Raw genomic sequence first — 20,728 nt, 5'->3', positions numbered from 1 at the left:
GACCTACGCCGGTCGCCCCGTCCCGTCATTGAGCAGGCACGCCACCTGGTGTCCGTCGCCTGCATCGACCAGCACCGGCCGCTCCGCCTTGCATCGTTCCATCGCAAACCGGCAGCGCGTGTGAAACGCGCAGCCGGGCGGCGGATTGACCGGGCTCGGTACGTCGCCGTCGACCAGCGGCGCGAGCTTCTTCGCCAGCGGATTGGCGATCGGCACCGAGGCGAGCAGGGCTTGAGTGTAGGGATGGCGCGGATTGCGGAACAGCTCGTCCTTGTCGGCGATCTCGACGATGCGGCCGAGATACATCACGGCGACGCGGTGGCTGATATGGGCGACCACCGCGAGGTCGTGAGCGATGAAAAGGTACGAGAAGCCGTGCTGCTTTTGCAGGTCGATTAGCAGATTGATCACTTGCGCCTGAATCGAGACGTCGAGCGCCGACACCGGCTCGTCGCAGACGATCAGGCGCGGCTCCAGCGCCAGCGCCCGCGCGATGCAGATGCGCTGGCGCTGGCCACCGGAAAATTGATGCGGGAAGTTGCGCATCTGGTCGGGCCGCAGGCCGACCTGCTCGAACAGCCTTGCGACGCGGGCTTCCAGCGCCTTGCCGGTGGCGAGCCCGTGCACGGCAAGCGGCTCGCCGACGATGTCGCCCGCAGTCATGCGTGGATTGAGCGACGCGAACGGGTCCTGGAACACGATCTGCATCGAGCGGCGGTGCGGGCGCAGCGCCGCCTTGGACAGATGCGTGATGTCTTCGCCGTCGAGGCGGATCTGACCTGAGGTCGGCTCGACCAGCCGCAGCACGCTGCGCGCCACCGTCGACTTGCCGCAGCCGGATTCGCCGACGAGGCCAAGCGTTTCGCCGGCGCCAAGCGAGAACGAGACGCCGTCCACGGAGTGTACGGTGCCGACCTGCCGGCGCAGCACGCCGGCCCGCACGGGATAGTGCTTTTTGAGATCGGTGATTTCGAGTAGCGCGTTGCTCATGCGACCTCCGCCACTTCGGCCGCGCGCCAGCAGGCGGCGAAATGGCCGCCACCCCAATCGACCAGCGGCGGATATTCGGCCTCGCAGCGCTTCACTGCGAGCTTGCAGCGCGGCGCGAAGGCGCAGCCCTTGGGCAGCCGCACCAGCGACGGCACGGTGCCCGGAATTTCGTTCAGCCGCTCCTGGGCAGCGATGCCGGACTCGGGCACAGCAGGGATCGAGGCCATCAGCCCGCGTGTATAGGGATGCTTTGGCGCGGCGAACAGCGCCTCGACACTGGCTTCCTCGACCTTGCGTCCCGCATACATCACGATCACACGCTGCGCTGTCTGCGCGACGACGCCGAGATCATGGGTGATCAGCACGAGGCCGGTGCCGAGTTCCTTCTGCAGATCGAGGACCAGCGCCAGGATCTGCGCCTGAATGGTGACGTCGAGCGCTGTGGTCGGCTCGTCCGCGATCAGCAGAGCCGGCCGGCATGCCAGCGCCATCGCGATCATCGCGCGCTGGCGCATGCCGCCGGAGAGTTGGTGCGGATACTCCTTCACGCGCCGCGCCGGCTCGGGGATGCGGACCAGCCGCAGCATCTCGACCGCGATATTCTGCGCTTCCTTGGTCGACAGGTTTCTGTGCAGCCGCACCGCCTCGACGATCTGGTCGCCGATCCGCATGACGGGATTGAGCGAGGTCATCGGCTCCTGGAAGATCATGGAGATGCGGTTGCCACGGATCTTGCGCATCTCGGCTTCGTCCAGCGCCAAGAGATCGGTGCCTTCGAGCGAGACGGAGCCGCCGACAATACGGCCGGGCGGATCGGGCACCAGCCGCATCAGCGACAGCGCGGTAACGCTCTTGCCGCAACCGGACTCGCCGACGATCGCCAGCGTCTCGCCGCGGCTTACCGTGAAGGAGACGTCGTCGACCGCCTTGAACAGGCCGGAGTTGGTGAAGAAGACCGTCCTCAGGTTCTTCACGTCGAGCACGAGATCGGAGGTATCAGCCATCAGCCGCGCTGCCGGGGATCGAGGATGTCGCGCAGGGCGTCACCGAACAGATTGGCGCCGAACACGGCAAGGCTGATCGCGATGCCCGGGAAAATCACCAGCCACGGCGCGGTGCGCACATATTCGGCGGCGGATTCCGACAACATGCGGCCCCATGATGGGTACGGCTCGGGGATGCCGAGGCCGAGGAACGAGAGCGAGGCCTCGGTCAAAATGGTCGAGCCGAGCTGGGCGGTCGCAAGCACGATCAGCGGCGCGAGCGTGTTCGGCAGTACGTGGCGCAGCGCAATCCGCACCTCGCTCATGCCGATCGATTTCGCCGCTTCCACGAAAGGCTGCTCGCGCAGTGCCAGCGTGTTGGCGCGGGTGACGCGTGACACGGTCGGGATCAATGGAATGGCAATGGCGAGGATGACGTTCGGCAGCGATGGACCGAGTGCGGCCGTCATGATCAGGGCGAGCACCAGCAGCGGCAGCGCCTGCAAAATATCGGACACGCGCTGGAACACGAGATCGACCCAGCCGGAGAGATAGCCGGAGGTCAGCCCGACGATCACGCCGATCGTACCGCCGAGCGCGGTCGAGCCGATCCCGACGGCGAGCGAGATCCGCGCGCCGTGGATGATGCGACTGAACACATCGCGGCCGAAGGAATCCGTGCCCATCCAGTGCGCCAGGCTCGGACGCATCAGCGCATGGGCGGAATCGACGCTCAGCGGGTCATAGCGCGCGATGACATCCGCGAAGATCGCCGTCAGAACGAACACCGTCATGATGAAGAGCCCGGCCGCTCCCAGCACGTGCCGCTGCGCCAAAAACAGCACGCGTCGCCAACCGCCGGTGGCATGCGCGCCGGCCCGCCTCAGTTCAACGTCAAAGTCGATCGCAGCCAAGCTGATCTCCTAGTCCGTGTACCTGATACGTGGATCGAACACGGCATAGAGCATGTCGACGATGAAGTTCGCGCTCACCACCACGACGGCGATCAGCATCACGAGGTTCTGCACGATCGGATAATCGCGCCAGCGGATCGCCTCGACAAGGAAGCGCGCGACGCCGGGTATGTTGAACACGGTCTCGGTGACGATCAAGCCGCCGATTAGGAATGCCGCCTCGATTCCAATGACGGTAATGACGGGCAAAATCGCGTTCTTCAGCGCGTGGTGATAGTTCACGGCAGCGTCAGATGCGCCCTTGGCGCGTGCGGTGCGGATGTAATCCTGCCGCAGCACCTCGAGCATCGAGGAACGCGTAATGCGCATGGTCAGAGCCGCGCTGCGGAAGCCCACGGCGGCGGCCGGCACCGCGTAGGTCGCAAAGGCTTCGAGCCAGGTGGCCGGATTGGGATTGAAGATCGGGATCTGGCCGAACATTGCCACCGCCGCGGTGAGGATCAGCAGGCCGAGCCAGAAGGAGGGCAGCGACAGTCCGCTCAGGCTCACCACACGCAGCACGTAATCCAGCCGCGTGCCTTGCTTCACCGCGCTGATCACGCCGAGCGGGATGCCGATCGAGGCGGAGAACAGCAGTGCGAGTCCAGCGAGTCGCGCGGTGATCGGGATTCGCGGCAAAATCTCCTGAAGCGCCGGCTTCTCCGAGACATAGGAGTAACCGAAATCGCCGCGCAGAAAGCCGCTGATCCAGTGCCAATATTGCATGATCAGCGGCTGATCGATGCCGAGCTCCCTCTCCAGATTGGCCTTGTCGGCGGGATCGACATAGCCGGCTGCGGCGAACAGGATGTCGACGATGTTGCCGGGCACGATGCGCAACAGGAAGAAGATGACGATCGAGATCCCGAACAGGGTCACGAGCATCAGGAACAGGCGCCGCACCAGATAGGCAAACATCCTGCGGCCTCCGCCGAATTGTCAGCCTGCTACTTGTCCATCCAAACGTCTTCGTACCGGTACCCATTATAGGAGCTGTTCGACATGACCGTCACGCCCTTGACATAGGGTTTCCAGCACGTGCCGGTGCGGGCATGGAAGATGATCGGACGGGCGACGTCCTCCTGCAGCTTCTTGTCGATCTCCCACACCAGCTTCTTGCGCTTGGCGATGTCGGTCTCCTGCGACTGCACGTCGAAGAGCTTCTCGATGTCCTTGTTGCAATAGTTGGTGTAGTTGCGCTCCGAGCCGCAGGAATAATTCTCGTAGAACGACTGGTCCGGATCGTCGACGGCGTTGCCGGTCAGGTTGAGGCCGAGCATGTAGTCCTTGCGCGCAACTTTCGGGAACCAGTTGGCGGTCTCGACCACGTCGAGCTCGCCGTCGATATAGATGCTCTTGAGCTGGTCGATCAGGATCACCGCGGGATCGCGATAGACCGGGATGTTGCGCGTCGAGACCTTGACGGCGAGGTGCTTGTCGGGGCCGTAGCCGGCCTTCTGCATCAGCTTCTTGGCCTCCTCGCGGTTGGCCTTCACGTCGGGACCGTAACCGGGAATGGTTTCCAGCATGTCCTTGGGCATTGCCCAGAGCCCGGCCGGTGCCGGCTCCATGGTGCCGCCGATATCGGCCTGGCCCTCGAACAGGATGTCGACGAAGGCCTTGCGGTCGAGCGCCAGCGCCATGGCCTTGCGGATATCCGCATTGTCGAAGGGGGCAGCGGTCGAGTTGACGATGATGTTGGTCGAAACGTTATTGGGCTCGACGACACATATCGCGCTCGGATCCTGCGACTTGACGTCCTTCAGCAGCGGAATCGAAACCTCTGTCGGGAAGGTCATGTCGAACTTGCCCGCGACGAAGGCGAGGATCGCGGTCGAGCGGTTCGGGATGATGGTGAACTCGATGCCGTCGAGATAGGGCCGGCCCTTGCGCCAATAGTCGGTGTTCCGCGTCAGCTTGATCGATTCATTGGCCTTGAACTCGACGAACTTGAACGGGCCGGTGCCGATCGGATGCGTGCGCATGTCGCCGGGCGAGACGTGGCAGGGGTAGACCGGCGTGTAGCCCGAGGCGAGCAGCGCCAGCAGCGACGGCTGCGGGCGCTTCAGATTGAAGGATGCCTCGAAATCACCGTTGGTCGTGATGTCGTTGACCTCGTTGTACCAGGATTTGCGCGGATTCTGCCGGAATTTCTGCTGCGACTTGCCCATCAGCATGTCGAACGTGCATTTCACATCCGCTGAGGTGAAGGGCTTGCCATCATGCCATTTTACGCCCTGACGCAGCTTGAAGGTCAGCGTCTTGCCCTCATTGGTCCAGGCCCAGCTCTCGGCGAGTTCCGGAACAATGTTCTTGAGACTGTTCTGCGGCTCGTCCTGCTTGTAGATGACGAGATTGTTGAAGATTGGCATGAAGGGGACGTTGAGCGAATAGGTCGCACCCTCATGGATCGAGGCGTTGCCGGGGCTATCGCGGTGATACATCCGCAGGATTCCCCCCTGTTTGGGCTCGCCCGCAAACGCCATGGTCGAAATCGCCAGCAAAGATAGCGCCGCCGTCGCGGCGAGCGCCCATACGCTCCGCATCCTCGGTCCTCCCTGGACATCGGCCGTTTACGGCCTGTTTGACCGAACGATAGCCGAGCCGCGTGGAGGGAGGCAACCGGCCAACGCGCTTTATCGCCTTGGCAATTTGGATGACGTGACGCCGCAGGAGACACAATGTGAGTGCAGGTGCGAACGGTTCCAGAGCTGATGTTGTGCGATGCTGCATCCACAGGCTGCGCCGGGACGACACCGAGTGTGTGGGCGAGAGCTCCTCACACGATTCGCGACGCCTTGTTGCCCCAGTAGCGATCCCTGAGCAGTCGCTTGTAGAGCTTCCCCGTCGGCAGCCGCGGCAATTCCTTCTCGAAATCGACTGAGCGCGGTACCTTCTGCCGCGACAGCGAGGCGCCGCAGAAGGCGATCAGCTCCTCGGCGAGCGCTTCGCCGGGCATCACGCCCGGCATCGGCTGCACCACGGCCTTTACCTCTTCACCGAGATCGGCATTGGGCACGCCGAACACTGCGGCATCCGCGACCTTCGGATGGGTGATCAGCAAATTCTCGCATTCCTGCGGATAGATGTTCACGCCACCGGAGATGATCATGAAGGTGGCGCGGTCGGTGAGGTAGAGGAAGCGATCCTCGTCGACATAGCCGACGTCGCCGACCGTGCTCATGCTGCCGTCGGCCGAGCGCGCCTCCTTGGTCTTTTCGGGATCGTTGAAATATTCGAACGGCGATCCCGTCTTGAACCAGACCTGACCGGGCGTGCCGGTCGGGCACGCCCGCATGTTCTCGTCGAGAATATGGAGGTCGCCGAGCAGCACCTTGCCGACGGTGCCGCGATGGGCGAGCCATTCCTCGCTGTTGCAGGCGGTAAAGCCGAGGCCTTCAGTGGCGCCGTAATATTCGTGGATGATCGGCCCCCACCATTTGATGATGTCGTCCTTGACCAGCGCCGGGCAGGGCGCAGCGGCGTGGATCGCGATCTCCAAGGATGACAAATCGTAGCGGCCGCGCACGTCGTCCGGCAGCTTCAGCAGGCGCGAGAACATCGTCGGCACCAGCTGGCTGTGAGTGATGCCCCATTGCTGCACGAGCTGGAGGTAACGCTCGGGGTCGAATGTCTCCATGATCACCACTGTGCCGCCCTGGCGGATGGTGAGGTTGACGGCGGCCTGTGGCGCGGAATGATAGAGCGGCGCTGGCGACAGGTAGATCATGCCCTCGCGATAGTGCCAGAGCTTGTTCAGGAAATCGAACAGCGGCAGATTGTGCTTCGGCGGCTCTTCCGGCAGCGGCCGAATGATGCCTTTCGGCCGCCCGGTCGTGCCGGATGAATAGAGCATCGCGGTACCGAGCCATTCATCCGCGATCGGTGTCTTTGGCAGGTCGGCGGTGACGTCGGCCAACCCAACGATGCTATCGTTTTCGCCGGGACCGTCGGCGACGATGCAGAGCTTGATATCGGGGCAGGCCTGGATCGCCTCGCGCGCGATGTCGAGCTTTGCCAGAGATGTGACCAAAATCTTCGACTGGCTGTTGACCAGGAGATAGGCGAGCTCGCCCGGCGTCAGGAAAGAGTTGATGCAGGTGTAATACAGCCCGGACCGCTCGCCCGCGCTGCAGGCTTCGAGGTAGCGGGAATTGTTCTCCATGAAGATCGAATAGTGATCGAGCCGCTTCAGGCCGTGCTTGCGAAACAGATGCGCGAGGCGATTGCTGCGGGCATCGAGTTCACGATAGGTGACGATCTCGCCTGTCGCCGCCATGATGAAGGCGGGTTGCAGCGGGCGTAGACGAGCATGCTGACCTGGGTACATCAGTCCTCCGGCTTGGATTATGCGGCGAGCAGCAGAATTTCCCGCACCTGCGCGGGGCTCTCGATCTTGCGCGGATTGCGCGGGATCCAGTTCGTGCGCATCGCCTGCTCGGCGATGGCATCGAAATGCTCCGCCGGGACGTGCACCGCGCTGAGGCTTCGCGGCATGCCGAGCGAACGGATGAAGGCATCGAGCACGTCGGCGGCGTTGTGACCGGGGAAGCCCATGGCGGCGGCGACGATCATCTGACGCTCGGCATTGGCGCTCGCATTCCAGCGCATCACCGCCGGCAGCATGATGCAGGAGGTGTAACCGTGCGGTACGTCGAACGCCGCACCCAGCACGTAACCGATGCCGTGGCTCGCTCCCATCGGCACGCCGGCCGCAAGCGCGCCCATCGACAGCCAGGTGCCGATCTGCGCATCCATGCGCGCGTCGAGATCGCGAGGATCGGCCTTCACCCGCGGCAATGCGTCGGCGAGCATGGCGAGACCCTTCACCGATTGGGCGTCGGCGTAAGGGTGCGTCTCGCGCGAACAGATCGCCTCAACGCAATGGTCGATGGCGCGGATGCCCGTGGACAGAAACAGCCATTCCGGCGTGTGCACGGTGATAGCAGGGTCGAGGATGGTCGCGCGCGGCACGGCAAGCGGATGCCGCAGCATCTGCTTCACATGCGTGCTGCGGTCGGTCACGCCGGCGATCGATGAGAACTCGCCGCCGGCGATCGTGGTCGGCACGCTGATCTGACGTACCGTCGGCGCTATCATGTCAGGCGCGGCGCCCTTGTGCACGCGAATGCGCTCGATGCCGCCAATATCGTCGATGCCGTTGGCAAGGCAGAGCTGCACCGCCTTGGCGCCGTCGGTGATCGAGCCGCCGCCCACGGTGACGATCAAATCGGCGCCGGCCGCGCGTGCTGCGTTGGTCGCCGCAATCACCGCCTCGCGCGGCGTATGCGCGGGCATGGCGTCGAACAGCCCGGCGCAGCGCGGGCCTAGCGCCCGCACGATTTTCGCGATTTCGTCTGTCTCGCGGTTCAGCGTGCCCGAGACCATCAGGAAGGCGCGGCGCGTCCCCAACCGGTCCATCTGCGCGACAATGGCCTCAGTCGCCGGATGGCCGAACACGACCTCCTCGATCGCGCCGTAAACGACACGTCCCTGATGCACGCCTGTCCTCCCCGGACAATTCGTCTTGTTTTGTAAGGGGTAATCTAGCCGAGCCGGCCGCGCCCGTCATGTGCGAAGACGCTGGGTGCGCTCTCGTCTCGCTCTTCCCGTGTTCACGGGGAGAGGGCGGGGTGGGGCTCCGTCGGATGGGGGCGGGGGAAATAGTCTCGCGGAGACTCCCCTCACCCGCGAAGGAAGGTCGGCGCACACGCCGAACTCTCTTCGTGTCAACCCGTCATCCGGCCAGGGCATTCTCCGGAGCATTGCGCACGGCGTAGTCTTGAAGATTTCATTATCGCCACCCATCTTGTGGCGCCCGCGGGTCGGCGAGTACCCTGCATATTCCGCGGCTTTCATGCGAGGACCTGGGATGAGCGGACCAGACGGAAGCGAGCAATTTGTCAAAACGCACGATTTCGTTCGGCCCCGGCCCTACGTCATGGCCGGCCTTCTCGCGGCGGCATTCGCGCTCAGCGGCTGTGGGCAGCCGACGTCGCAAGCGGCCGCGCCGCCGCCTCCGCCGGTGACTGTTGCCCAGCCGGTCAAGCGCACCGTCACCGATTGGGACGAGTACACCGGCCGCTTCGAGGCGGTCGAGGAGGTGCAGGTGCGCCCCCGCGTCGGTGGGTTCGTCAACTCGGTCGAGTTCCAGGACGGCGCCATCGTGCATCAGGGCGATCTGCTCTACGTCATCGACCCGCGCCCGTTCGAGGCCGTTGCCGAGCAGGCGGACGGCCAGCTCTCCGACGCCCGCGCCAAAGTCGAGCTTGCCAAGCGCGAGCTCGATCGCGGCCTGAACCTGGTGCAGACCAGCGCCGTCTCCGAGCAAGTTGTCGACCAGCGCCGCCAGGCCCTGCAGGCCGCGCATGCCGCCGAGACCCAGGCCGAGGGAGCGCTGAAGGCCGCCCGGCTCAACATTGAGTTCACCCACGTCACCGCGCCGCTCACCGGCCGCGTCGGCCGCCATCTCGTCAGTCCCGGCAATCTCGTGCAGGGCAGCGACAATGGCTCGTCGACCTTGCTGACCTCGATCGTGACGATGGACCCGATCTACATCTATTTCGACATGGATGAGACGACCTTCATCAAATACAGCAAACTCTGGTTTGAAGGTAAGCGGCCGAGTTCGCGCGACACAGCGAATCCCGTACAGGTGACGCTCGCCGGCGAGACCAAGCCGTCGCATGACGGCGCCATCAACTTCCTCGACAACCGCCTCGATGTCTCCACGGGCACGCTGCGCAGCCGTGCCGTGGTCAAGAACACCGATCTCTCGATCCTGCCCGGTCAGTTCGGCCGCGTCCGCCTGATTGGCAGCGCACCCTATGAGGCGCTCTTGATTCCGGATGCCGCAGTCGCGACCGACCAGTCGCGCAAGATCGTCTTTGTGGTGAAGTCCGATGACACCGTGGAAGCGCGCCCCGTGGTGCTCGGACCACTCGATGACGGACTGCGCGTGATCCGCGAAGGGCTGACGGCGGAGGACCGCGTCATCGTCAACGGCATCCAACGCGCCCGCGTCGGCGCCAAGGTCGCGCCGAAGACCGCTCAAGCGCCGGCCGGTGGCAAATCATGAATCTTGGCCGTCTCTCCATCAACCAGCCCATTCTGGCGATGGTGCTGTCGATCGTGCTCCTGATCGTCGGTGCACTCGCTTATTCGACGCTGCCGATCTCCGAATATCCGCAAGTGGTGCCGCCGACCGTCGTCGTCACCACGCAATATCCCGGCGCCTCGGCGCAAACCGTGTCCGACACCGTCGCCGCTCCGATCGAGCAGCAGATCAACGGCGTCGAGGACATGTTGTATCTCTACAGCCAGGCGACCTCGAACGGCCAGCTCACCATCACCGTGACCTTCAAACTGGGCACGGATCTCGACAAGGCGCAGGTGCTGGTGCAGAACCGCGTCGCGATCGCGCAACCGCAGCTGCCGGACGAGGTGCAGCGGAACGGCGTCGTCACCCGCAAGAACTCGCCCGACATCCTGATGGTCGTGTTCATGCTGTCGCCGGACGACACCTTCGACCAACTCTATATCTCCAACTACGCACTGCTCCAGGTGCGTGATCAGCTGCTGCGCATCGACGGCGTCGGCGACATCCAGATCTTCGGCGCACGCGACTATTCGATGCGGTTGTGGCTCGATCCTGACCGCATCGCCAATCTTGGCCTGACCTCGACCGAGGTGCTTGCGGCGATCCGCGCCCAGAACGTGCAGATCGCGGGTGGCCAGATCGCCGAGCCGCCCATCGCCGACCGCGCCTTCCAGCCCAACCTCGTCTTCACCGGACGGTTGAAAGACCAGAAGCAGTTCGAGGATATCCTGATCAAGGCCGGCTCCGACGGCCGCACGGTGCGCCTGCGCGACGTTGCCCGCATCGAGCTCGGTGCGTTGGCCTACTCGACCAACAGCTTCCTGTTGCGCAAATCGGCGGTCGCCATGCTGGTGACGCAGCGGCCGGGGTCGAATGCGCTCGCGACGGCGAAGCACATCTCCGACACCATGGCGAGGCTTAAGGAGAGCTTCCCGAAAGGGCTCGACTACAACATCGGCTACAACCCGACCGAGTTCATCGCGCAATCCGTCCACGAGCTGATCAAGACCATCTACGAGGCCATGCTGCTCGTGGTCGTCGTCGTGCTGGTGTTCCTGCAGGGCTGGCGTCCGGCGATCATCCCGATCATCGCGATTCCGGTGTCGCTGGTCGGCACCTTCGCGGTGATGGCGGCGCTCGGCTTTTCCATCAACAATCTCACTCTGTTCGGGCTCGTGCTTGCCGTTGGCATCGTTGTCGATGACGCCATCGTCGTGGTCGAGAATGTCGAGCGGCATCTCGAGCATGGCCTGAGCCGGCGCGACGCTGCGCTGAAGACCATGGAGGAGGTCGGCGGCGCCTTGGTCTCGATTGCGCTGGTGCTGTGCGCGGTGTTCGTGCCGACGGCGTTCCTCGGCGGAATCTCCGGGCAGTTCTTCCAGCAATTCGCCGTCACCATTGCGGTCGCGACCGCGATCTCCTGCTTCTGCTCGCTGACGCTGTCGCCGGCGCTGGCCTCACAGCTCCTGGTGCCACATGCGGAGAAGCGACCACCGGCGCACTGGAATATTCTCGCGCGCGGCTGGAATGGCTTCACCGGAGCCTTCAACCGCGTGTTTGACCGTCTGGCGCACGGCTATGCCGGCCTCGCCAATTTCCTGATCCGGCATTCAGTGGTGATGATCCTGATCTATGTCGTGCTGATCGGCAGCGCGGGCTGGCTGATCGGGACGACGTCGCAGGGATTCATCCCCGCGCAAGACCGCGGCTATGTCATCGTGTCAGTGCAATTGCCGGGTGCGGCATCGCTGGCGCGGACGACTGAAATCGTGCGCGAGATCGAGCGGATTGCGCTGGATACGCCGGGCATCATCCGCGTTGCCGCCTTTGCCGGCTTCTCCGGCGCTACGCGTACACAGGCGGGCAATGCAGCTGCGCTATTCCCGGTGTTCGATGAGCCAGAGGCGCGCATCAAGAAAGGGCTGACCGCGAATGCCATCACGGCCGAGCTGCGCAAGCGCCTCGCCGCGATCCAGGGCGCCTTCATCATCGTCATTCCGCCGCCGGCCGTGCCCGGCATCGGCACCGGCGGCGGCTTTGCGATCCGCATCCAGGACCGGCAGGGTCGCGGGCCGGAGCTGCTGGCGTCAGCGACCGACGAGCTCGTCGCTGCCGCACGTAAATCGCCCGCGCTCCTCGGCCCCACCGTGTTCTCGCCGTTCTCGGCCAGCACGCCGCAGCTGTTCGTCGACATCGACCGCACCAAGGCGCAGAAGCTCGGTGTGCCCATCGCCAACATCAATGACACGATCCAGACCTATTTCGGATCGACCTATGTCAACGACTTCAACCTGTTCGGCCGTACCTATCACGTCACCGCGCAGGCTGATTTTCCGTTCCGGAAGGAACCGAGCGATCTCGCGCGGCTGCGCACGCGCAACGCCTCCGGCGACATGGTGATGCTCGGCAGCGTGGTCGACTTCAGGGATGTCTCGGGTCCTGACCGGGTCGCGCGCTACAATCTCTATGCGGCGTCCGAGCTCCAGGGTGAACCCGCGCCGGGCACGAGCTCGACCACCGCGCTCAAGGCCATCAAGAAGCTCGCCGATGACACGCTTCCGAGCGGCTTCACCTTTGAATGGACGGACCTGTCTTATCAGCAGATCACTGGCGGCAATGCCGGCCTCTATGTGTTCCCGATCTGCGTGCTGTTCGTCTATCTCGTGCTCGCCGCGCAGTATGGCAGCTGGACGCTGCCGTTCGCGGTGATCCTGATCGTGCCGATGTGCCTGCTCGCTGCCACCATCGGCGTGCGTATCATGGGCCAGGACGTCAACATCCTCACCCAGATCGGCTTCGTCGTGCTGGTGGGATTGGCGGCGAAAAACGCCATCCTGATCGTCGAGTTCGCGCGCGACATCGAGAAGGAGGGCAAGCCGCGGCTCGAGGCCGTGATCGACGCCTGCCGGCTGCGCTTGCGGCCGATCCTGATGACGTCCTTCGCCTTCATTCTGGGCGTTCTGCCGCTGGTGATCTCGTCCGGCTCGGGCTCCGAAATGCGCCAGGCCGTCGGCGTCGCCGTCTTCTTCGGCATGATCGGCGTCACGCTGTTCGGCCTGCTGTTCACGCCGATCTTCTATGTGGTGGTGCGAAACCTGGCCGAAGGGCGGAACGAGAAGAAGCCGGAGGTGGCGGCTTAAGGCTGCCTCCGGGGCCATCGGCGTATCCCCAATTACAGTAGCGTCCCGGTGAGGCCGGGCCAACGGCGGAGAATGCCGCACCATCTCCATGACGAAATGGATGGGCACGGCCGGGGTTCTCCACTAGTATCCGCGCGATTTCAGAACAGAACAATGCTGGGAGATAACAGATGAAATCAGCACTTTTGGCCGCTGTCGCAACGTCGGCTTTGCTGCTGGCCGCGCCGGCTTCCGCCCAAGGCGTCAAGATCGGCATTCTCAACGATCAGTCCGGTGTCTACGCCGATTACGGCGGCAAGTACTCCGTTGAAGCGGCCAAGATGGCGATCGAGGATTTTGGCGGCGAGGTGCTCGGCCAGAAGATCGAGATGGTCACGGCCGATCACCAGAACAAGCCTGATCTCGCCACTTCCATCGCGCGGCGCTGGTATGACGCTGACAATGTCGACATGATCACGGAGCTGACGACGTCTTCGGTGGCGCTCGCCGTGCAGGACCTGTCGAAGGAAAAGAAGAAGATCGACATCGTGGTCGGCGCGGCCACCTCGAGCATTACCGGTTCCGCATGCTCGCCCTACGGTTTCCACTGGGCGTTCGACACCCATGCGCTCGCGGTCGGTACCGGCGGTGCGTTGACCAAGGCGGGCGGCGACAGCTGGTTCTTCCTCACCGCGGACTATGCCTTCGGTTACGCGCTGGAAAAGGACACCAGCGAGATCGTCACCCATAATGGCGGCAAGGTGGTGGGCTCCGTTCGCGTGCCCCTCAATTCCTCGGACTTCTCCTCCTTCCTGCTGCAGGCGCAGAGTTCGAAGGCGAAGATCGTCGGCCTCGCGAATGCCGGCCAGGACACTACAAACTCGATCAAGCAGGCGGCCGAGTTCGGCATCGTCTCGGGCGGCCAGAAGCTCGCCGGCCTCCTGATGACGCTCGCCGAGGTCAATGGCCTCGGCCTCCAGGCAGCGCAAGGCCTGGTCCTCACCGAAGGCTTCTATTGGGATCAGAACGACACCACGCGCGCCTTCTCCGAGCGCTTCTTCAAGCGCACCGGCAGAATGCCGAGCATGATTCACGCCGGCACATATTCGGCAACGCTGAGCTATCTGAAGGCGGTGAAAGCCGCCGGGACCAAGGATACCGAGGCGGTCGCCAAGAAGCTGAAGGAACTGCCGGTCGACGATGCCTTCGCCAAGGGCAAGGTGCTCGAGAACGGCCGCATGGTCCACGACATGTACCTGTTCGAAGTCAAGAAGCCCTCGGAATCGAAGAAGCCGTGGGATTATTACAAGCAGCTCGCCGTGGTTCCCGGCGACCAGGCCTTCTTTACCGCCAAGGAAAGCGGCTGCCCGCTGACGAAGTAGCTAGTGAGTAACACCAGTACTCGCGCCGCACTCTCAGTGTCGTCCCGGCCCGCGCCGGGACGACCGCGGAATGTGTGGCCGCTCCTCGTGCCTCACTTCGCCAGCCGCAACAGCACCGCCCCTAACGCCCCCACCCACAAGGCAATGGCGGCGAACGCCTGGATTGCAAAGCCCGGGCCACGCTTGGCTGCAGCTTTCGAGTAACCCATGAAGTAAACGATCCGGCCGATGACCCAGACCGCGCCGATGGCGGCGGCAACGGCGTCGCTGATATAGACCGCGAACAGCCAGAGCGACGGCAGGACAATTGGCATCCATTCCAGCGTATTCGCCTGGATACGGAAGGCGCGCTCGAAATCCGGATGGCCCGACGTCGCCGGCACCTTGATGCCGGTCCTCGCTCGCGCCCGCGAGACATTGACAGTGACGAACAGATAAAACGCGATTGCCAGCAGCGTGACGAACGCGGTGAAATGGTACATCGCGAAATCCTCTCAAACAGATCGCGCTTCAATAGCCGGTCAGCTCGAGATAGCCAACGCCATCGTGCGTGCCGATGAAGCTGATCGGCCCTTCCCAATAGGAGAAGCCGGTCCCCATCCACGCCTTGGCATTGAGCGGCTTGCAGGTGATCGAGAACGAACGCGGGGGGATCGCGATCTGCCACTCCACCGGCAGCTTGCGGCCGGCGACCTCGGCTGTCGCTTTCGGAGTCATCTGGATGTCGCTGCCCGCAATCATCTCCGTGTGGCCGTTGGCGTTGATCCAGTTTCCGAATGGATAATCCTTGCCGTCCTTCTGGCGCAGCCGGTACAGCATCAGCTTGTCGCCGGATGCGAGATGCAGTGACAACCAGTCCCAGCCGGTCTGGTCGGTGTCGAGCGGTTGGCTGCTCCATTCGCGATCCATCCAGGCCTGACCGGAGACATCGACCGGCTTGTCGTCGATGGTGAGCGTGCCGCGCGCGCGGTAGAACGGCTGGCTGTAATAGTATGATGCTTGCCCGCGTTCGGACTTGCGGCTGTAGCCGTGGTCACCCTGCAAGACCACGGCGCGATCCGCTTCAAGCGTGAGCGCGTAGCTGAAATCCGTGCCAGATGCCTTCAGCGTTGCCGGCGCCAGAGTGCGATTATCGGTGCGTTCGGTCCCTTTCATCTCCCAATCGTCGATCCACGCCGCGAACGGCTTTGCCTCGACGCTCGCCTGCCCGATACCACCGCGCGAAAACAGCTCGTTGAAACGGTGGGCGTCGGCGCGCGTCACTGCGGCATGCGCCATCCAGATCTGTTGATTGGCCCAGCCTTCGGCCTGCGGCCCCGGCCGCGTCGCCTGGCGGAACAGGGTCCATTGCAGCCCGCAAGCCGCACCATCGCTGTCGACGAGGTTGGCCGTGAGATACCACCACTCGATACGAAACTCCGGATGCGGTCCGTGATCCCCAGGAAAGGCAAACACTTTTCCGGGCACGACCTTCGCAAAGCCGTTGGCCGTCTCGCCGAGCCCGGCATAGCCTTGCGCGCTGGCGCGGCGGGCGGCCGCGAGCGCAACGATGCCGCCGGCAAAGGCGCGGCGCGAGAGTTTGTCAACGTTCATTGGCAAACACCTTGACGAGGCTCGCCGGCTGCATCCGCGCAAGTCGCAAGACCGGCAGCAACGCGGCGAACAACGAGGCGATCAAGGCGACCGCAACCAGCTCGACGAGCTGCAGCGGAAATACGTGGAAGGGAAGCCGCCAGCCGAACGCCTTCACGTTCACGATCGCGATCAGGCACCACGCCACCAGCAGGCCGAGCGGCACCGCCAGCAACGACGTGAACAGCGCAACCGACAGCGTCTTGGTCAGTTCGATCGCGGCGAGGCGGGGGCGCGTGACGCCGATCGCCCAGAGTGGCGCGAGCTGCGGCAGGCGCGAGTTCGCCAGCGTCAGCAGGCTGGTCAGCAGCGCAATGCCGGCGACACCGAGAGTGAAGGCGTTCAGAGCCGAGGTCACCGCAAAGGTGCGGTTGAAGATGCGGATCGATTCCGCCTTCACCGTCGCCTGGTCGGCCACGCTGCGATCGTCGAGCGCAAACTGCCTCTGCAGCGCCGCGATCAGGCCGGAAATCTTGTCCCGAGGAACAATAAGCCCGATGCGCGTCTGTGGTGTCTGCGGAAACTGCCGGATCAGCGCCGCGACATTCACTGCAAGCTGCCCCTTGGGATTGCCGTAATCGGCATAGATGCCGACGATGTCGAGCTCCCAGGTTCCGCCCGGCGCCGGCACCTCGATGACGTCGCCGACGCGGACGTTGAGGCGGCGGCTGAGCTGCTCGCTGATGAAGGCGGCATTGCCTGGCACCAGTTGCGTCCATGCGCGCGGCGCGGCCTCCAGCAGCGGCCAGCGCTCGCGATAGAGCGCATGATCGGGCAGGCCGAACAATTCTACCGGCTGACCCTGCACTTGTGTCTCCGCGCGTCCGCCCGACAGGATCGCCTGTACTTCGCTGCGGTCTTTCAACCAGTTGCGGATCGCGATCGCCTGTGCGTTGTCGGCCGCGCTGATATAAACGTCGGCGGCGAGCCGTCCATCGAGCCAGCCGACGAACGTGCGACTGAACGTTTCCACCATGGTGGACACACCGACATTGACGGCAAGTGCCAGCAACAGCGCCATCAGCGCCAGCGACAATCCGGAGAGCTGCTGCCGGCTGTCCGCCCAGAACCACAACGCCAGCGGCCCGCGTGCAAGACGCTGGCCGACGAGAAGAAGCATCTCCAGGAAGGCCGGCAGGATCAGGGCCGCGCCAAGCATCAGGGCCGCCAGCACGCCGAAACCCGCGATCAGCGATTGCCCATATTGGAGCAACAGAAGCGCGACGGCGAACACGATGCAGGCGGCCCCACTTTGCAGGACGAGCCAGCGGCGCTGCCGCTGCTGCCAGGCCCGCGGCTGCGCGGTCGCCAGCACCGGCATCCTGATCGCCTTGATCAGACTGGTCGCCGCCGCCACAATCGCACCGGCAACGCTGATGCCGATCCCGGCGAGCCACCACTCGGGTTGCAGCGTGAGCTGCCCCGGAATCTGCGCGCCATAAAGCCCGCGCAGCGACGCCGCGACGTCTGGCAACAGTGCGGCCGCAATGAAATAGCCGCAGGCGAGCCCGATCAGGCCGGCAATCAGTGCCAGCGCCACCAGCTCGAGCACCAGCACGCTGTTGACCAGCCGCGCCGAGGCGCCACAGGCGCGCAAGGTGCGCAGCATCGGCAGCCGCTGCTCGAAGGCAAGGCCGACGGCCGAGTTGACGATGAACAGGCCGACGAAGAACGACAGCAGGCCGAAAGCGGTGAGGTTGAGATGGAAGCTGTCGGTGAGCCGTTCCAGCTCGGTCTCGGCGGTCGGCTCGACCCGTTGCAACTGGTCGCCGACGACGCTTTGCAGCAGCGCGGGCTTGCCCTTGGCCTTGCTGATCAGCAGGCGCGACAGCTGATCCGGCTTGTTGAGGAGTCGCTGCGCGACGCCGATATCGACCACCAGCACATCAGGGACGAGCTGTGGCAGCACATGCAGCGGCGGCAGCGTTGCACCGCTGCTGATCGATGGCGTCACACCTTCTGGTTCATGCAGATCGCTCAGCGTTTCGCGCGCCACCAACGCCTGGCCGGGCGGCGTGACGAAGCTGCTCAAGTCCGCAGCCCCGAGGCGCGGTGCGTTGCCGACATCGGCTGGCAGCGTCACTGGCTCGATACCGAGCAGCCGCATCGAGCGTCCATTGATCTGCACCCGGCCTTCCAGCACCGGCGAGACCGGCCAGCCCGCGCGGCGGAGTTTTATGAACAGATCCTGCGAGAACGTCGCCGCATTGGGCGCTACCAATGTCGGTGTGCGGACGCCTCCAAAAGTCGCTGCCGCGCGGTCATAGGCCGTGCGGGCCTGCTGGTTGATCGCCTGCACCCCGCTCCACAGCGCGGTCGCCGCGATCAGCCCGATCAGAAGTGTCGCGAACTGCATCCTGTGCCGTAGCCAATGGCTGAGCAGTACCGCCAGCACCCACAGCGCGCGCCTCATGCGATCCGCCCCGCATGGAGGACGATGCGGCGATCAAGTGTGCCGGCCAGATGCAGGCTGTGAGTCACCATCAGGAAGCCGCAGCCGGTGCGCGCGACGAGGTCGCGCGTCAACGCGAGCACGTCGTCGGCAGTAGCTTCGTCGAGATTGCCGGTCGGCTCGTCCGCGAGCAGCAGCGATGGCTTGGTCGCCAGCGCCCGCCCGATCGCGACCCGCTGCTGCTGGCCACCTGACAATTGCTCCGGATAACGCTTGAGCAGGCCGCCGAGCCCGAGCCGCTCGACCAACTCCCTGGTCCAGACTGCATCGTGCCGGCCGGCGATCCGGGCCTGGAAGGCGAGGTTGTCGGCGACCGACAGGCTCGGGATCAGGTTGAACTGCTGAAACACAAGGCCGATCCGGTCACGCCGCAACTCGGCGCGGCCGGCATCAGCGAGTGCTGTGACCTCGGTGTCTTCCAGCCGGATCATGCCGCTATCGGCGGCATCGAGCCCGGCGATCAGGTGCAGCAGCGTGCTTTTGCCGCTGCCCGACTCGCCTGTCAGCGCGACGCGCTCCCCGGCCTTGAGGTCGAGATCGACGCCGCGCAGCACATGGACCGGCTCGCCGGCCGAGGTGAAGGTTTTGGAGAGGTTTCGGATGCTCAGCAAGATCAATGCGCCGGACGGAATTAACTCAATGCTGCGTAGCACACTTACCGTGGAAATGCCGGGGTTGCGTTGCCGTTCAAGCCGTTGTTAGCTCCCGAGACGGCCAGATCAAAAGTGCCGACAAAAAGACATGCGGGGAGAATGATGAGCGCTCAGGGAACGCCCAATGTGGCGGGCACGACGGCGGGGGTATCCCAAGGGACAAGAGAAACGCCGAAAGGTGCCTGGGCCGTCACTTTTCTCCTGTTTCTCTTCATGGTGGTGAACTTCGCGGACAAGATCGTCGTCGGTCTCGCCGGCGTGCCGATCATGACCGATCTGAAGCTCGAGCCAGCGCAATTCGGCCTGCTCGGCTCCTCGTTCTTCTTCCTGTTCTCGATCTCGGCCATCGTGGTCGGCTTCATCGTCAACAAGGTGGCGACGCGCTATGTGCTGCTGGCCTTGGCGGTGGTCTGGGCGCTGGCGCAGTTTCCGATGGTCGGCACCGTCTCCTTCACCACGCTCTTGATCTGCCGCATCGTGCTCGGTGCGGGCGAAGGTCCGGCCTTTTCGGTTGCTGCGCATGCGATCTACAAATGGTTTCCGGACGAGAAGCGCACGCTGCCGACCGCGATCCTGTCGCAGGGATCGGCCTTCGGCGTCATCCTCGCCGTGCCGGCGCTGAACTGGGTCATCGTCAATCATTCCTGGCACTACGCCTTCGGCGCGCTCGGCGTGACCGGCCTGATCTGGGTCTGTGCCTGGCTCGCGCTCGGCAAGGAAGGTCCGCTCGAGGATACGAAGGCGCTCGCTGCCAATGAGCCGAAAATTCCCTACGTCCATCTGCTGACTTCGCGCACCTTCCTCGGCTGCGTGATCGCGACCTTCGGCGCCTACTGGGCGCTCTCGCTCGGGCTGACCTGGTTCACCGCGTTCATCATCACGGGTCTCGGCTTCTCGCAGCAGCAGGCCGGCTTCATCTCGATCCTGCCCTGGGTGTTCGGCGCGACCATCGTCATCCTGACCGGCTGGATCTCGCAGGTCATGATGGCGCGCGGTTACACCACGCGCATCTCGCGCGGGGTGCTCGGCTCGGTACCGCTGATCCTCGGCGGCCTCATCCTGGCGACGATGCCGCACGTCTCGGGCGCCGGTCTCCAGATCGCGCTGCTCGTGATCGGCTCCGGCCTCTGCGGCGCAATCTATGTCGTTTGCCCGCCGATGCTCGGCGAATTCACGCCGGCTTCGCAGCGCGGCGCCATCATCGCGATCTACGGCGCGCTCTACACGCTTTCGGGCATCATCGCGCCGATGGTGATGGGCACCGTGATCCAGCGCGCCGGCAGCATGCTCAACGGCTACATGACCGGCTTCACCATCAACGCGCTGGTGATGATCGGCTCCGGCGTCATCGGCCTGCTGCTGCTCTGGCCGAACACGGAAAAGGCCAGGCTGACGCGTGGTGCTGCCGCGCAGGCCGCGCCGCTGAAGCGCGCGGTGTCGCCGACGTAAGGATTGGCTTAAAGCC

15 protein-coding genes are annotated in these 20,728 nt (G+C 64.2%); 4 read left to right on the top strand and 11 right to left on the bottom strand.

What is annotated here, in order from left to right:
• Positions 1–3: 3 nt before the first annotated feature.
• From JQ631_RS17605 to JQ631_RS17575, 7 genes are all read right to left on the bottom strand, one after another.
• On the bottom strand, positions 4–990 hold the full coding sequence (locus JQ631_RS17605; RefSeq protein ID WP_212327944.1) for an ABC transporter ATP-binding protein: 987 nt from the start codon (positions 988–990) through the stop codon (positions 4–6).
• A complete protein-coding gene (locus tag JQ631_RS17600) occupies positions 987–1,994 on the bottom strand; it encodes an ABC transporter ATP-binding protein (protein WP_212327943.1) in 1,008 nt (335 codons plus the stop codon). Before JQ631_RS17600 ends, JQ631_RS17605 begins: the two co-directional genes overlap by 4 nt.
• Positions 1,994–2,887, bottom strand: a complete 894-nt coding sequence (locus JQ631_RS17595; protein WP_212327942.1) for an ABC transporter permease — start codon at positions 2,885–2,887, stop codon at positions 1,994–1,996. Before JQ631_RS17595 ends, JQ631_RS17600 begins: the two co-directional genes overlap by 1 nt.
• A 9-nt stretch (positions 2,888–2,896) precedes the next feature.
• The gene (locus JQ631_RS17590; protein ID WP_212327941.1) at positions 2,897–3,844 is read right to left on the bottom strand and encodes an ABC transporter permease; all 948 of its coding nucleotides are present in this window, start codon (positions 3,842–3,844) and stop codon (positions 2,897–2,899) included.
• 29 nt (positions 3,845–3,873) lie between these two features.
• Entirely contained in the window at positions 3,874–5,472 is a 1,599-nt protein-coding gene (locus JQ631_RS17585; protein ID WP_212327940.1) for an ABC transporter substrate-binding protein, read from the bottom strand.
• 233 nt (positions 5,473–5,705) lie between these two features.
• Positions 5,706–7,256, bottom strand: a complete 1,551-nt coding sequence (locus tag JQ631_RS17580) for an AMP-binding protein (RefSeq protein ID WP_212327939.1) — start codon at positions 7,254–7,256, stop codon at positions 5,706–5,708.
• 17 nt (positions 7,257–7,273) lie between these two features.
• The gene (locus JQ631_RS17575) at positions 7,274–8,428 is read right to left on the bottom strand and encodes an iron-containing alcohol dehydrogenase (RefSeq protein WP_212327938.1); all 1,155 of its coding nucleotides are present in this window, start codon (positions 8,426–8,428) and stop codon (positions 7,274–7,276) included.
• A 370-nt stretch (positions 8,429–8,798) separates the two neighbouring features.
• Here JQ631_RS17575 and JQ631_RS17570 point away from each other — a divergent pair, with 370 nt between their 5' ends.
• The 3 genes from JQ631_RS17570 (at position 8,799) to JQ631_RS17560 (ending at position 14,526) form a co-directional block, all read left to right on the top strand.
• Positions 8,799–10,004 carry an efflux RND transporter periplasmic adaptor subunit gene (locus JQ631_RS17570; RefSeq protein WP_212327937.1) on the top strand — a complete coding sequence of 402 codons (1,206 nt, stop codon included), beginning with the start codon at positions 8,799–8,801 and terminating at the stop codon, positions 10,002–10,004.
• Positions 10,001–13,165 (top strand): efflux RND transporter permease subunit, encoded by a 3,165-nt coding sequence (locus tag JQ631_RS17565; protein WP_212327936.1) that lies wholly within the window; start codon positions 10,001–10,003, stop codon positions 13,163–13,165. The genes JQ631_RS17570 and JQ631_RS17565 overlap by 4 nt, the downstream gene beginning before the upstream one ends.
• A 170-nt stretch (positions 13,166–13,335) precedes the next feature.
• A complete protein-coding gene (locus JQ631_RS17560; protein WP_212327935.1) occupies positions 13,336–14,526 on the top strand; it encodes an ABC transporter substrate-binding protein in 1,191 nt (396 codons plus the stop codon).
• 92 nt (positions 14,527–14,618) lie between these two features.
• Here the strand turns inward: JQ631_RS17560 and JQ631_RS17555 are convergent, their stop codons facing one another.
• From JQ631_RS17555 to JQ631_RS17540, 4 genes are read right to left on the bottom strand one after another with little or no spacing between them, the layout of a single operon-like run.
• Positions 14,619–15,008: an MAPEG family protein gene (locus tag JQ631_RS17555; RefSeq protein ID WP_212327934.1), complete on the bottom strand. Its 390-nt coding sequence runs from the start codon at positions 15,006–15,008 to the stop codon at positions 14,619–14,621.
• A gap of 28 nt (positions 15,009–15,036) precedes the next feature.
• Positions 15,037–16,119 (bottom strand): lipocalin-like domain-containing protein, encoded by a 1,083-nt coding sequence (locus tag JQ631_RS17550; RefSeq protein WP_212327933.1) that lies wholly within the window; start codon positions 16,117–16,119, stop codon positions 15,037–15,039.
• Entirely contained in the window at positions 16,109–18,571 is a 2,463-nt protein-coding gene (locus JQ631_RS17545) for an ABC transporter permease (protein WP_212327932.1), read from the bottom strand. Before JQ631_RS17545 ends, JQ631_RS17550 begins: the two co-directional genes overlap by 11 nt.
• Entirely contained in the window at positions 18,568–19,221 is a 654-nt protein-coding gene (locus tag JQ631_RS17540; RefSeq protein WP_212327931.1) for an ABC transporter ATP-binding protein, read from the bottom strand. Before JQ631_RS17540 ends, JQ631_RS17545 begins: the two co-directional genes overlap by 4 nt.
• A gap of 144 nt (positions 19,222–19,365) precedes the next feature.
• Between JQ631_RS17540 and JQ631_RS17535 the strand changes: the two genes are divergently transcribed.
• Positions 19,366–20,712: an MFS transporter gene (locus JQ631_RS17535; protein ID WP_212328636.1), complete on the top strand. Its 1,347-nt coding sequence runs from the start codon at positions 19,366–19,368 to the stop codon at positions 20,710–20,712.
• Positions 20,713–20,728 lie beyond the last annotated feature (16 nt).

It is taken from the genome of Bradyrhizobium manausense (assembly GCF_018131105.1).
Lineage (GTDB): Bacteria > Pseudomonadota > Alphaproteobacteria > Rhizobiales > Xanthobacteraceae > Bradyrhizobium > Bradyrhizobium manausense_B.
The sequence above is the reverse complement of the archived record's forward strand: the minus strand, read 5'-3'. Positions and strand labels throughout refer to the sequence as shown.

Bases quoted from the DNA above. Each gene is read 5' to 3' on its own strand.
- JQ631_RS17605 (WP_212327944.1), bottom strand. From the start codon at position 990: ATGAGCAACGCGCTACTCGAAATCACCGATCTCAAAAAGCACTATCCC.
- JQ631_RS17600 (WP_212327943.1), bottom strand. From the start codon at position 1,994: ATGGCTGATACCTCCGATCTCGTGCTCGACGTGAAGAACCTGAGGACG.
- JQ631_RS17590 (WP_212327941.1), bottom strand. From the start codon at position 3,844: ATGTTTGCCTATCTGGTGCGGCGCCTGTTCCTGATGCTCGTGACCCTG.
- JQ631_RS17585 (WP_212327940.1), bottom strand. From the start codon at position 5,472: ATGCGGAGCGTATGGGCGCTCGCCGCGACGGCGGCGCTATCTTTGCTG.
- JQ631_RS17580 (WP_212327939.1), bottom strand. From the start codon at position 7,256: ATGTACCCAGGTCAGCATGCTCGTCTACGCCCGCTGCAACCCGCCTTC.
- JQ631_RS17570 (WP_212327937.1), top strand. From the start codon at position 8,799: ATGAGCGGACCAGACGGAAGCGAGCAATTTGTCAAAACGCACGATTTC.
- JQ631_RS17565 (WP_212327936.1), top strand. From the start codon at position 10,001: ATGAATCTTGGCCGTCTCTCCATCAACCAGCCCATTCTGGCGATGGTG.
- JQ631_RS17560 (WP_212327935.1), top strand. From the start codon at position 13,336: ATGAAATCAGCACTTTTGGCCGCTGTCGCAACGTCGGCTTTGCTGCTG.
- JQ631_RS17555 (WP_212327934.1), bottom strand. From the start codon at position 15,008: ATGTACCATTTCACCGCGTTCGTCACGCTGCTGGCAATCGCGTTTTAT.
- JQ631_RS17550 (WP_212327933.1), bottom strand. From the start codon at position 16,119: ATGAACGTTGACAAACTCTCGCGCCGCGCCTTTGCCGGCGGCATCGTT.
- JQ631_RS17545 (WP_212327932.1), bottom strand. From the start codon at position 18,571: ATGAGGCGCGCGCTGTGGGTGCTGGCGGTACTGCTCAGCCATTGGCTA.
- JQ631_RS17535 (WP_212328636.1), top strand. From the start codon at position 19,366: ATGAGCGCTCAGGGAACGCCCAATGTGGCGGGCACGACGGCGGGGGTA.